The organism is Lentilitoribacter sp. JB5-8 (assembly GCF_055693385.1).
In genome coordinates this window covers 3,543,072-3,555,430 of sequence record NZ_CM146332.1, presented here as the reverse complement: position 1 = coordinate 3,555,430, position 12,359 = coordinate 3,543,072, and the positions used below count along the sequence as shown (strand labels likewise).

At 46.2% G+C, this 12,359-nt stretch carries 13 protein-coding genes; 5 read left to right on the top strand and 8 right to left on the bottom strand.

What is annotated here, in order from left to right:
• The first annotated feature begins 3 nt into the window (after window positions 1–3).
• The 5 genes from ACZ1GZ_RS17245 (at window position 4) to ACZ1GZ_RS17225 (ending at window position 4,677) form a co-directional block, all read left to right on the top strand.
• A complete protein-coding gene (locus ACZ1GZ_RS17245) occupies window positions 4–1,053 on the top strand; it encodes a substrate-binding domain-containing protein (RefSeq protein WP_472666102.1) in 1,050 nt (349 codons plus the stop codon).
• A 69-nt stretch (window positions 1,054–1,122) separates the two neighbouring features.
• Entirely contained in the window at window positions 1,123–1,572 is a 450-nt protein-coding gene (locus tag ACZ1GZ_RS17240) for an RbsD/FucU family protein (RefSeq protein ID WP_472666101.1), read from the top strand.
• A gap of 33 nt (window positions 1,573–1,605) precedes the next feature.
• A complete protein-coding gene (locus tag ACZ1GZ_RS17235; protein WP_472666100.1) occupies window positions 1,606–2,535 on the top strand; it encodes a transketolase in 930 nt (309 codons plus the stop codon).
• A 10-nt stretch (window positions 2,536–2,545) separates the two neighbouring features.
• Window positions 2,546–3,550, top strand: a complete 1,005-nt coding sequence (locus ACZ1GZ_RS17230) for a transketolase family protein (RefSeq protein ID WP_472666099.1) — start codon at window positions 2,546–2,548, stop codon at window positions 3,548–3,550.
• Window positions 3,551–3,552: 2 nt separating this feature from the next.
• Window positions 3,553–4,677: a RuBisCO large subunit C-terminal-like domain-containing protein gene (locus ACZ1GZ_RS17225; protein ID WP_472666098.1), complete on the top strand. Its 1,125-nt coding sequence runs from the start codon at window positions 3,553–3,555 to the stop codon at window positions 4,675–4,677.
• 8 nt (window positions 4,678–4,685) lie between these two features.
• Here ACZ1GZ_RS17225 and ACZ1GZ_RS17220 read toward each other — a convergent pair whose 3' ends face one another.
• Genes ACZ1GZ_RS17220 through hisD form a run of 8 tightly spaced genes read right to left on the bottom strand, consistent with a single transcriptional unit; the run spans window position 4,686 to window position 12,349 of the window.
• Window positions 4,686–5,396: an RraA family protein gene (locus ACZ1GZ_RS17220; RefSeq protein WP_472666097.1), complete on the bottom strand. Its 711-nt coding sequence runs from the start codon at window positions 5,394–5,396 to the stop codon at window positions 4,686–4,688.
• 19 nt (window positions 5,397–5,415) lie between these two features.
• A complete protein-coding gene (locus tag ACZ1GZ_RS17215; RefSeq protein WP_472666096.1) occupies window positions 5,416–6,114 on the bottom strand; it encodes an alpha/beta fold hydrolase in 699 nt (232 codons plus the stop codon).
• 15 nt (window positions 6,115–6,129) lie between these two features.
• Window positions 6,130–7,257, bottom strand: a complete 1,128-nt coding sequence (locus tag ACZ1GZ_RS17210; RefSeq protein WP_472666095.1) for a cobalamin-independent methionine synthase II family protein — start codon at window positions 7,255–7,257, stop codon at window positions 6,130–6,132.
• Window positions 7,258–7,274: 17 nt separating this feature from the next.
• Window positions 7,275–8,240: a cupin domain-containing protein gene (locus ACZ1GZ_RS17205; protein ID WP_472666094.1), complete on the bottom strand. Its 966-nt coding sequence runs from the start codon at window positions 8,238–8,240 to the stop codon at window positions 7,275–7,277.
• Between the two features lie 17 nt (window positions 8,241–8,257).
• Window positions 8,258–9,241 carry a nuclear transport factor 2 family protein gene (locus tag ACZ1GZ_RS17200; RefSeq protein ID WP_472666093.1) on the bottom strand — a complete coding sequence of 328 codons (984 nt, stop codon included), beginning with the start codon at window positions 9,239–9,241 and terminating at the stop codon, window positions 8,258–8,260.
• A 15-nt stretch (window positions 9,242–9,256) separates the two neighbouring features.
• A complete protein-coding gene (locus ACZ1GZ_RS17195) occupies window positions 9,257–10,279 on the bottom strand; it encodes a LacI family DNA-binding transcriptional regulator (protein ID WP_472666092.1) in 1,023 nt (340 codons plus the stop codon).
• Window positions 10,272–11,036: an SDR family NAD(P)-dependent oxidoreductase gene (locus ACZ1GZ_RS17190; protein ID WP_472666091.1), complete on the bottom strand. Its 765-nt coding sequence runs from the start codon at window positions 11,034–11,036 to the stop codon at window positions 10,272–10,274. The genes ACZ1GZ_RS17195 and ACZ1GZ_RS17190 overlap by 8 nt, the downstream gene beginning before the upstream one ends.
• A complete protein-coding gene (gene hisD / locus ACZ1GZ_RS17185) occupies window positions 11,036–12,349 on the bottom strand; it encodes a histidinol dehydrogenase (protein WP_472668345.1) in 1,314 nt (437 codons plus the stop codon). Before hisD ends, ACZ1GZ_RS17190 begins: the two co-directional genes overlap by 1 nt.
• Window positions 12,350–12,359: the final 10 nt, after the last annotated feature.

Genomic DNA, 12,359 nt, shown 5'->3' with positions numbered 1-12,359 from the left:
CGCATGAAAATTACACGTAGACTAGCATTAGGACTCATTGCGGGCATTACCGCGTCAGCCTCTTTTGTCGGATCAAGCTTTGCTGAATCGATGCCAGCGCCGTTGGATAATCCAGGTGATGTAAAAATTGCTTTGGTACGATATCTTTCAACAGGTGACTTTTTCCAAGCCTATCTCTCCGGGGTGGAAAAACAAGCTGAGGCGCTTGGCGTTGATTTAAGAGTGTTCGACAGCCGTCAAGACGCCGCACTTCAAGCTGACATGGTCGATCAAGCTATCGCATTGGGTGTTAATGGAATTATCATTCAACACGGTTTGACTGAATCCATGAAAGAGGCCGCTCAACGTGCCGTTGATGCGGGTATCAAGGTTGTTGCTTTTGACGTCAATGTTGAAAATGAAGCCATCCCGCAGATTGAACAGTCCGATTATCTTCTAGGTAAGTTAGCGCTTGAACAAGCGATTAAAGACAATGGTGACACATGGGATGCGGGCTATGTTTATGTGCCGGGTATCGCACCACTTGACCGTCGTCATGTTGCTTGGGAGGAAGTTAAAGCTGCTAATCCGGGTATTAAAGAAGTTGCGCAAATGGGCACATTGGATAACCCGATTGCCAACTCAAATGCGAACCAGGCACGTTCTGTTTTGCAAGCTAACCAAACGATCTCGGTTTTCTTTGCGCCTTATGATGAATTTGCAAAAGGTGTAAAAATCGCAGTGGATGAAGCTGGTCTTTCAAGTGATGTCAGCATTTACTCGGCAGACGTTTCAACAGCTGATATTTCTGCAATGCGTGAAGCTGGCAGTGCATGGAAAGCAACTGTCGCGACTAATCCCGCGGTGGTTGGTGAAGTGTCAGTGAGATCGCTTGCGATCATGCTTACTGGTGGAAATCCTGGCGCCCAAGTTGTTGTACCGCCGACACTGATTACGCAACAATTCCTGAATGATAAAGACATCAAAAACATGGAAGATCTCTCTGCGAACATGCCGCAATTTGCGCATGCAGATGTTGCTATGACAGGTTGGATGCCGCTTCCGGCGCGCTAAACTTATAACACTTAAGGAGCCGCCTTTGTGTCGGCTCCTTTTCATATTTGATAATTTAAAGATGAATAGATGCTTAAAAATATTCACCCACATGTAACACCGCAATTGATGAACTGTCTTATGGAGATGGGACATGGGGATGAACTTGTAATTGCAGATACGAATTTTCCAAGCACGTCTACCGCCGATAATTGCAAGATTAAAGAACCGATCAGATTGCCGGGTTTTTCAGCTCCGGCTGCCGCTGATTTGATAACAAATTTAATGCCGCTCGATGGTTTTAGTGATTACGCAGCGTTGCGCATGCAAGTTGATGGTGCACCTGAGCAATTAAACGATGTCCATGAAGAGGTCTTTGAAATATTGCGCGCTAACAAACCGGAAGACGCACAATTGGGCTCAATAGAGCGACAAAGTTTTTATGAGCAAGCTAAATCTGCCTATGGCGTTATCGCAACTTCAGAGGCGAGACCATTTGGCTGTTTCATACTTAGAATGGGCGTGGTTTTTGATAATTAACTCATTGAAACCAAATTAAAAACTGGAAAAATAATGCAAAACAGAAAATCTACTGAAGACGTTGCATTTGGCATTCGTCGACGTGTTTTTGAGCATTCAATGCGCAATAATGGCGGATATTTATCGCAAGCGTGCTCTGCTGCAGAACAATTAGCTTGGCTCTATAACGAAGAGCTTAATCTTGGTGAGCCAACATTGCCGATGATCCCCAAACCATTTGGTGGTGTGCCGTCTGCTGAGAATAAAGAATATCACACAGGGGCGGGTTATAATGGCCCAGCTGAACCCGACTATGATCGCCTATTTATCGCACCTGCGCATTATGCGCTCGTTGCTTATGCGACTCTAATAGAAGTTGGAAGAATGGCGCCTGAGGGACTTGAAATGTTCAACAAGGACGGCTCATCCGTTGAGATGATCGGTGCTGAACATTCGCCCGGGATGGAAGTGCATAATGGTACACTTGGTATTGGCCTTTCAACCGCTGCAGGGCTTGCATGGGGGCGCAAACGCCGCGGAGAAAAGGGAAACGTGTGGGTTTACATGTCCGACGGTGAGGTTCAGGAAGGGCAAACTTGGGAAGCCATCCAAGCCTGTGCACATCATAAAATTGATAATGTGAAAGCCATCATGGACGTTAATCGCCAACAATGTGATGGTGCGATGAATTCTGTCATGGAAGTTGGTGATCTTGCACAAAAGATGGAAAACTTCGGTGCCAAAGTCGTGAAAGTCGATGGGCATAATTTAGATGAAATGCGCGCGGCAGCTAAAACCTCTCACAGAGGTAAGCCGCTTATAATTCTTGCTAATTCAAGCCCTTTCAGAGGCATGCCTTCCTTGCAATTGCGCTTTCCAAGATTGCATTATGTTCGGTTTAAATCTGAACGTGAGCGGGCTGAAATGAATAAAGATATTGCCAGATCTTTAGGTATCGAACCTATTGAATATCAAAAGCACTAGGGAGAGTGAAATGGTTGAAATGGTAGCTCGCCCTTACGAACGGGCGTTTGAAAAATATGCGTTGGAAAATCCGGACGTCTTGTGCCTGTCGGCAGATTTAACCTCATCATGTGAAATTGATAAGTTTAGAGATAAGCATCCTGATCAGTTTTTATCCTTAGGAATGGCTGAGCAAAATATGCTCTCATTTGCTGGTGGGCTCGGTCTTGCTGGCTATCGTCCATTTTTACATACTTTTGGGGTGTTTTTATATCGACGGCCATATGATCAATTAATGGCGTCGATTGCTTATCCGCGCCGCAAAGTTCGTCTTATGGGCTTTCTTCCTGGTATTACCACTCCGGGCGGAATGACACATCAGGCGATAGAAGATATTTCGGTCATGCGGTCGATCCCTAATATGACGATTTTGGAAACTGGCGATGCGACAGAAGTTGAAAGCATTTGCGAGGCTGCAGATAGTATTGATGGTCCGGTTTATTGTCGTGTGTTGCGCGGAAACGTTCCGCGACTATTTGATACGCCCATTGAAGTTGGTAAAATGCGTGAATTGTCTTTGGGTGAAGATATATTGATTGTCACATCTGGTATTACGACCGAAGAAGCATTGCGCGCAAAATCAGCACTTGAAGGGGCAGGTATTTCAATTCGACACCTGCATTTGAATACAATCAAACCATTTGATGAAGAAGCGATGCTTGATCATATCCATTCGGTCAAAGGTGGAGTTATTACGCTTGAAAACCATGTGACTGAAGGTGGTATTGGTTCGTTATTAGCTGAAATTATTGCTGATCATGGTGTGGGTAAAAAACTTGTACGACTAGGTCTAAAAGACACTTATGCCCATGGGGGATCGCGTCCTTACCTTATGAATTATTATGGTCTAGATGCGATCGCACTTGTGGAAGGTGTTGAACGATTGACAGGGCAAGTTCTAAATATTTCAGAGGAAGATTTAACCGGTGCTCGCGTTGAGGCTGTCCATTCAACTGTGAAAGCAGAAGGGCTATAACGGTGGATAGATTTAGTGTTATCTATCGGCTATTTGCAACTTCTCTCTCAGAAGCTGAAAGTTTTGCTGGTGCGATTGCGCTGGAAAATACGGTTGAAATACCGCGTGATGTTGTACCAAATGGTTATATAGAAGATGTGGTGCTGGGTCAGGTTGTTTCGGTTGCCAAGGAAACCGAGCAAACATATCTTGGCGAAATTAGTTATCATATCGATGCTGTTGGAACTGAATTACCTCAATTATTTAATGTGATTTTTGGCAATGCGTCTATCCTCAAGGGCGTGAAGGTTATCGGTTTTAATTTTAATTCTGATGTGCGAGATCTCTTCCCCGGTGCTCGATTTGGGACAAAAGGTGTGCGAACACTTATTGGAAAAGACACCGGTGGATTTGTGTGTCCGGTGATAAAGCCGCAAGGGTCTACAACGCAAGAATTGTCAGATTTATGTTATAAGACGGCTGTCGCTGGCGCGGATATCGTCAAAGAGGATCATGGGCTATCAAATCAGAAAAATTCTTTGTTCAAATCACGTATTCCGGAATGTGCGGAAGCCGTTGCGAAAGCAAATGCAGAACGCCGAGCGATGGGTAAACCCGGGCAAGCAATATATTTAGCAAACATTGGTGGTCATGGTGATGAGGTTGAAGAGCTTGCATTTTATGCCAAGGAACATGGGGCAGGTGGCATACTTCTAATTCCCGGATTGTTTGGTTTTGATGCGATCCAACGCCTTGCTCGAAACGAGAGTTTTGGACTGCCGATCATGGCGCATCCTTCATTTTTAGGCCCTTATGTTTTGTCTGATGATACAGGTTTTAGTCACGGCAGTTTGTTTGGCGATCTCATGCGGCTATCAGGCGCCGATATCAGTGTGTTTCCCAATTATGGTGGTCGCTTTGGTTTTACCAAAACTCAGTGCCGACACATCATTGATCGTTGTCGCGCATCAGATGGGATTGGTAAACCAATCCTGCCAAGTCCCGGCGGCGGCATGACACTTGATCGCCTTGATGAATTATACGCTACTTATGGCGAAGATAGCGTTTATCTCATTGGTGGATCTTTATTGCGTCAAAAAGAAAATATTGGCGATGCTATTCGGCAAATGTTGGAAAGTTTAAGGTAAGCAATATATTACGTCCTTGAAGCTTCAAATTTTTGCCAGATGTCTTCAAACTCTTGGTAGGTAATGCGTTTGCCGCGTGTTGGTTCTAGAACGATGTTTTCTGTCTCGAGCAGTTTGTTGATCGCAGCTTGCAGCGTATCAATCACTTCATTTGGGATCACAACTGCGCCATGCCGATCTGCATGAATGAGATCGTTGTCATGAACTTTCATCGAGAAAATCTCGACAGGTTCTGCGATGGTTTTGACATGCACAAATCCATGGCTTGGACCAATAGAACCAGCTATGACGGTAAAGTCATCGGCTAAGTCATCGAGATCGCGCATGACACCGTTTGTTAATGCACCTGCCATCCCAAAGGCTTTGTGAATATTGGTGTTCACTTCACCCCAATAGGCACCAATTGCGTTTGGATAATCTAAATCTTCAACAACGGCTATGGTTGGAATTTCAAATTCAGCACCATTCGGTGTGGACATGTGTTTGTAATACGCCATGCGGCGCGCGCGGATGACATCTTTGGGTTCTTCAGGCGGAGCTAGAGCCGCAATTTGTGCGGTGCGCGCATAGCCGACAATTGCGCCTGCTGTCGCATTTGATGATAACATAGTCCCGCGTGTGAAATCACTGAAGCCGCGTTTCCCCTGCGCAACCTCAATTGCATTGCAAACTGTTGGCGTATCAACAGATTTAAGCAGTTTGAAAAGTTCAGGTGTCATCTTTATCTCATTTCATTTTTTATCGGTTTTTCGCAAGCCATTTATCAAGGGCTTTATTGACTATTTCGGGTTGTTCTAAAGTTGGGAGATGTCCAGCATTATCAACAATATGCAGCTCCGATCCGCTGATAAGTTCGTGCATTAATTCATGACGTTCGATGGGACATAAAACATCTTCGCGCCCGCACATGATGAGCGTTGGGACATCAATGCCTTTTAGTACGTTTTGATAGTCTGGGCGATCGCGCAGGGCGATGGATTGGTTGATAAAAACCTGATCTCCCAAATCTTCTGCCATCACCATGCATAAGTTTAAGATGTCTAGTTTGTTGGGACTATCAACAAGGTAGTTGGGCTTCATCTCATCGCGCATAATTTGCGATAATCCACCGTTTTTCACCCGCTCTATTTGCGGACCACGACGTTGTTTAACAACATCCAGTTCTGCCCGGGGATTTGTGTCCAATAAGGCAAGATGGGTGATACGTTGCGGCGCTTGGTCCATGATTTCCATCGCCAGGATGCCGCCCATAGAAAGCCCTAAAAGTGCAAATTCATCAGGAGACTGCGAAAGCACATTCCTTGCTAAATCGGCCATGTTTGCATGTTCATGGATCGACATGGTTTTAACATGGTAGTGCTCTTTAATATGTGCAATTTGCGGCGCAAAGAGCCTTTCATCGCACATCATTCCAGGCAACATAACAATGGTTTTCATCGTGTTTAGCTCAAACTAAGCGTCCAAAAGTTTTACACCGTCGGACATTGATTTAAGCTTTGCATAAGCAATGTCTGGATCAACCGTGCCAAAGCCTGCGAAGGTTCCAAACCCACAATCAGATCCGGCAATCACACGATCTGCACCCACAATGTTTACAAATCTTTCAACGCGTTGCGCGACAAGTTCTGGGTGTTCAACAAAGTTGGTCGTTGTATCAAGTACGCCTGGTACAAGCACTTTGTCCTCAGGGATTTCAGATTTACGGTCGCGGAATACCGTCCATTCATGTGCATGGCGAGGATTTGATGTTTCAAACAAGACATAGCGCGCTTTCGTCTTCATCAATGTTGGGAAAACTTTTTCCATATCGATATCGCAAACATGTGGGCCTTCATAATTACCCCAACAAATATGGAGGCGGACATTTTCTTGCGGTACATCACGCAAAGCATAATTGAGCGCTTCCACATGCATATCGGCGATTTTGATAAATTCCTCGTCGGATAAATCTGCAAACAGCATGTGACGAGACAAGGCCAGGTCGGGACAATCAAGCTGTAGATCAAGACCAGCACCAACGATTGTTTCGTATTCAGCTTTCATTGCATCGGCCAAAGCTTCCAAATATGCGGCGCGATCTTTGTAATATTCATTTTGCAAAAAGAGTGAGATCACACCCGGAGATGCTGCGTTCATGAACCCGCGTTCAGCTCCGTGCTCAGCCATTGCGTTTTTTAGATTGCTGATGTCTTTTTGCAGCTCACCTTGCCCTTTGGATTTAACTTCTCCAGTGCATTTTGGGCGGGCATATTGTGGTGTGCCACCATCATCTGCAAGACGTTTTAAGAAGCCAGGAAAGAGCTTTAGATCACCCGGTGCATTACGGTCGCTGTCTCCAGAAAATCCTGTGTAGCGATCTTTGACATAAGTCGCGTATGAGATTTTTGATGTCTCGCCATCAGAGACAATATCGACACCTGCTTCGACCTGACGGCGCACCGTTTCAGAGCAAGCGGCTGTCATGCAGGCATCAAATTCTGCCTGGTCAAAAGGTTTTTCATGTTCTCTTGCGAAGATGAAATCTACAACGTCTTGGGTGCGTGGCAATGAGCCAACGTGAGTGGTTTTTACTTTTGTCATTTTTCTTCCTCGCTCGCTCAATCGGCCTGTGTTGCACCGGCTGGATCATCATTGCTCATGATGCGATAAAGACTTGCTTCACCGCTCATTGCAGGTTCTAAACTATGTGAAAGATTTGGGGGCACAGCGCATGTATCGCCGGGCGCTAGGACGCTTGTTCCGCCATCCCAGTTAAGCTTCCAGTGACCGCGCATGACCATCAAAATTTCATGCTGGTCTGATGAGTAAGGATCAGCGCTAATGGAATTGCGTGATAATAATTCAATATCAAAGCCCGGCTTGTCTTGTAGAACTGCGCCATCACCGACAACTTTGACCGGCTGCTTGTCAGACAACGCCATCAAATCCCAATAGCGTGCGACGAATTTTGGCACCACGTCTTGCGTGTTCGGCTCCGGAATTTTTGCAAGTTCTTCCGCTGTCATAAGCGGCATTGGTTTGATGTTATCAGGAAGAGCTTGACCCTTTTTGGTATCGTAAAGCTTTCCGTTTTCACCTAATACTAAGCCGTGACCGGTTGCATCTTCAATGACTTGCGGCGCCCAGTCGACACCACCACCGGCATCATCACCACCCAGCACAGCCATGATCATACCATAGTCGGTTCCGATGTTTTCAAACCCACGAAAAATGCCTGTTGGGATGTTAAAGATATCGCCTTCTTCCAACACAACTTCGCCAGCATTGCCCCAGCGTCCCCAGAAGAAACGCCAACGTCCTTTTAGAACAAAAAACACTTCTGCTGTTGTGTGCGTATGAAGTGAGTTGCGGCATTTAGGTGGTTGTCCTGCTGCACCAATATTGAACCCAGGGGTTTCTTTAATATGCACATGTTGATCAGGGCTTTCTGAAACGCCACCTCCGATGATCGTGAAATTTTCTTTCTGATCAGATCCGGGGGTATGTGCATCAATAAAGGCTGTTTTGCATGGTTTTAATTCACCATAACGAACGATACGTTGTTCCATTTCTGCAGGTGTCATTTTATTCTCCACACACATCAGTTACTTTGCATTAAAATTTGTTTCCAAATGGCGACTTCGTCATAAAGCGCGTATTCGCGTCTGATCGATGCACCATCCTTGCCATAAGGGCCGTACTCGGCATGGCACATGCCCATTACATGAACATCGGCGCCTGTTGGTTTTCCAAATGTGCCCCATCCATCGTGCTTACCATCAAGCGACCAGCGTATCGCAGCACGTGGCGATAACATGTCACCATCAAGGCCGATTTGATGGTGGATTTTAAATTCCGCATTTGGGAAGGACGAACGTAGACCCATCCAAAAATCACATACCGAACCATGGGAAATCCCGGATTGAGATCCGGCATATTCGCTTAGAACCGCCCGATCGTAGTGATCAGGGATGATATCAAATTCATGCGCCATCATGCGTGACAATGTAGCTGCATACTTTGCGCCCCATTCATTGTCATTGCCGTTAGATTGATATTCGCCTTTGACATCAATCGCGGGGGTAAAGGGTTTAACACAGTTTTCAGGACCGCCTTCAGCTTTGATCAGCTTTTTCGCAAATTTACGCGGGCTATAACCCAATTGACGAACGATGCCGCCATAATCGCGGATCAACCATTCATCAAAAATCGTGTTATCTTTTGCTGCGCAATCAGCGATAATCCGGTAGGTTAGTTTTTTGCCAGTTGCTTTGCCAAAAACACCGTCGCCGCTATGTGTTGCAGTGGAGATAATGCGATGTGAGGAGAGCATTGCTGTTTCTGGCGTACCGCTCCAAATAACATCCTCACCAAAGAGTGTTCTGTCAGGAAATTCATGTAATGTTGCCATGGTTGCCGCCATGACGGGTTGGTTCCCTACAGAGATACCCATCGGAGAGCGAACCGGAATATCCTCAGAATAATAGTGGTTGAGGGTGCCAATGCCGCGATCTTCCCAGATCTCTTTTGTGATACCAATGATGTAATCTGGAAAGTCTTTCCAACGATTGTTAAAGCCTTGCATTATCTTTTCCTAAAGTCATTCATTCACCCAACCTTGAGGAATTCTTGCCGAAGTTCGGATCATCAGGGGGCTTTCAATTTCAATTTTGTGAGGGGTGATATCTTCACCGCGAATGCGCTTCATCAGCGTCTTAACGGTTTCGTCCACCATTCGATTGGCTGGCTGACGGATGGTTGTCAGCGAGTAGCTTGGCCAGCTTGCTATTTCGACATCATCGTAACCGATAATGGATACGTCTTCCGGGATTTTGAGTTTAAACTCGTAGCGTAGGCATTCCATCGCCGCGATGGCCATGTGATCATTGGTGACAAACACGGCGTCAGGAACAACGTCTTTGTTGAACATTAAACGCGTCGCTTCTTGCGTTTCATCAAACTGGAAATTGCCAGTTTCGCGCGCGAATAATTCAACGTTTTGTTCTTTGAGCATAGAGAGAAAACCTGCCTCGCGATCGCGTTGCGTTGAAGCGCCTTCCCAGCCTGCAATATGTGCAATGCGTTTGTGTCCACCTGCAATGAGGAATTCAGCTGCTTTGCGGCCACCATCATAATTATTCGATGTTACAGACGAAAATCTGTCGTCATCTTGGTGGCGGTTAAAGAGGACGACAGGTACGCCTGCAGCATCACATCGTTCTGCAAGATTTGATGATACAGCAACGGATGCAAGCACAATTCCTTCAACCTGATAATCCAAAAGGTCCTGCATGAGTTTATCAATGTCATCGCCATTTGAGGCCATGAATACGAGAACGTGATATCCTTCAACCTGAAGAGATTTAGACAGTTTCTCAACTGCTTCTGGGTAAAACTGATTATCGAAATAGGCGACCACGAGCCCGATAATTTTTGAATTCCCGGTAATCAGCGAACGCGCCAAAACATTTGGCCGATAGCCCAATTCGTCAGCAGCTTTTCTAACTTTTTCAGCCATTTTGGGCGAAGCGCTCGCACCGGGTGAAAACACGCGCGAGACCGCGGATTGGCTGACACCAGCGCGTTGGGCAACGTCAAAAGATGTAACCGTCTCCTTACCCAACAGTCCAACCTCCATCGACCAACAAGGATGTGCCTGTCACTAGAGAGGCTGCATCGGATGCAAGATAGACAACTGAGCCCATGATATCTTCAACCTCACCCACGCGACCGAGTTTGATTTTTTCTTCAATCCAAGCAACGCGCTCGGGATCATTAAATGTCGCTTGTGTCATCGGAGTTTTGATGAAGGTCGGGCAAATTGTGTTAATTCGAATGCCTAATGGACCAAACTCCATGGCCATTGATTTGGTAAAACCTTCAACCGCATGTTTGGTTGCGCAATATACAGCGCGATCAATCCCGCCCACATGTGCCATTTGAGATGAGATGTTGATCAATGAACCTGGTTTTCCAGCTTCTTTTAATTTCTTGGCGACCGCTTGAGTTAAGAAATAGGCCGATTTCACATTAAGATCGTTGACGAAATCAAAGTCATCTTCTGTTGTTTCAAGCGCTGGGCTGTGACGCCCGCCACCTGCAGAATTTACCAAAATATCAAACGCATCTTGTTGAGCTAGAATGTCCCCCATTTGCGCAATGTCAGAGACGTCTAATTGTAAAGCTTCAGCGCTTAATCCTTTTGCGCGTACGGCCTCCACAGCTTCATTAAGTTTACCCAAGGTGCGAGCTGCCATGACGACATGTGCTCCTGCTTCAGCCAGAGAGACCGCAGCGCCCAATCCGATACCGGAGGAGGCGCCTGTCACGAGTGCTCGTTTTCCATCAAGACGAAACGAAGGTGTGGTTGGTAATTGCATTATTCTGCTGCTACTCCATTATCTTGCTGCGGCTCGGCGCCCTCACCATAAGGTACGTTGCGGCCACCATATCTGCGAACACGAATGTTGCATTGTTCAGCATGTCCCACAAATCCTTCGAGCATGCAAAGGCGTGAGCCATATTCTCCAATGGTAACTGCAGCCTCATCACTTGTGACCTTCTGATAAGAATGTGTTTTGAGGAATTTACCAACCCAAAGACCACCCGTGTAGCGCCCGGCTTTTTTCGTTGGCAGCGTGTGGTTTGTACCGATGACTTTATCGCCATTGGCGACATTGGTGCGTGGACCAAGGAACAGCGCTCCATAAGAATGCATGTTTTCTAAGAACCAGTCATCGCGATCCGTCATCACCTGAACATGTTCAGATGCAATGTCATTGGCAACATCAAGCATCTCATCGTAGGTATCACAGACGATGATTTCTCCATAATCTTCCCATGATACTTTGGCGGTGCCGGCTGTTGGGAGGATTTTTAAAATTCTATCGATTTCAGATAGTGTTTCTTCTGCCAGCTTTTGTGAATTGGTCAACAAAACGGCTGGTGAATTGTAACCGTGTTCTGCTTGTCCTAATAGATCGGTTGCACATAGTTCAGCATCAACTGTTTCATCCGCAATGACCATCGTTTCTGTTGGGCCTGCGAACAAATCAATTCCCACGCGACCAAATAATTGTCGCTTTGCTTCTGCAACAAATGCATTTCCTGGGCCGACCAACATATGAACAGGTTCAATTGTTTCTGTGCCAATTGCCATGGCACCGACGGCTTGAATACCGCCAAGCACATAGATCTCATGCGCGCCACCTAAATGCATTGCAGCGATCACAGCAGGGTTGGGCTCACCATTAAATGGTGGTGTCATAGCAACAATGCGCGGCACGCCAGCGACTGATGCAGTTGCTACCGACATATGCGCAGATGCCACCATCGGGAACTTGCCGCCAGGAACGTAACAGCCAACGGATTGCACCGGGATATTTTTGTGACCCAGAATAACACCCGGCATTGTTTCAACTTCAACGTCTAACATTGAGTCGCGCTGCACTTGCGCAAAATTACGAACTTGCTCCTGCGCAAACTTAATGTCTTCAAGTTCGCGTGGTGTTAAGCGAGCGATTAATGCATCGATCTCATCTTGGCTCAGCTTGAAACTTTCCGGCGAATATTTATCAAAATTTTCAGACATGGTTCGAACGGCTTTATCACCTTCGTTTTCTATCTGCTTGAGCGCATCGCCAACGATTTTTTCAACCTTGTCATTTTCAATTGCGCGCTCGGTTTCTTCCATGCCACGCTTT

Bases quoted from the DNA above. Each gene is read 5' to 3' on its own strand.
- ACZ1GZ_RS17215 (WP_472666096.1), bottom strand. From the start codon at position 6,114: ATGAAAACCATTGTTATGTTGCCTGGAATGATGTGCGATGAAAGGCTC.
- ACZ1GZ_RS17190 (WP_472666091.1), bottom strand. From the start codon at position 11,036: ATGCAATTACCAACCACACCTTCGTTTCGTCTTGATGGAAAACGAGCA.
- ACZ1GZ_RS17245 (WP_472666102.1), top strand. From the start codon at position 4: ATGAAAATTACACGTAGACTAGCATTAGGACTCATTGCGGGCATTACC.
- ACZ1GZ_RS17235 (WP_472666100.1), top strand. From the start codon at position 1,606: ATGCAAAACAGAAAATCTACTGAAGACGTTGCATTTGGCATTCGTCGA.
- ACZ1GZ_RS17200 (WP_472666093.1), bottom strand. From the start codon at position 9,241: ATGCAAGGCTTTAACAATCGTTGGAAAGACTTTCCAGATTACATCATT.
- ACZ1GZ_RS17240 (WP_472666101.1), top strand. From the start codon at position 1,123: ATGCTTAAAAATATTCACCCACATGTAACACCGCAATTGATGAACTGT.
- hisD (WP_472668345.1), bottom strand. From the start codon at position 12,349: ATGGAAGAAACCGAGCGCGCAATTGAAAATGACAAGGTTGAAAAAATC.
- ACZ1GZ_RS17205 (WP_472666094.1), bottom strand. From the start codon at position 8,240: ATGACACCTGCAGAAATGGAACAACGTATCGTTCGTTATGGTGAATTA.
- ACZ1GZ_RS17230 (WP_472666099.1), top strand. From the start codon at position 2,546: ATGGTTGAAATGGTAGCTCGCCCTTACGAACGGGCGTTTGAAAAATAT.
- ACZ1GZ_RS17220 (WP_472666097.1), bottom strand. From the start codon at position 5,396: ATGACACCTGAACTTTTCAAACTGCTTAAATCTGTTGATACGCCAACA.
- ACZ1GZ_RS17210 (WP_472666095.1), bottom strand. From the start codon at position 7,257: ATGACAAAAGTAAAAACCACTCACGTTGGCTCATTGCCACGCACCCAA.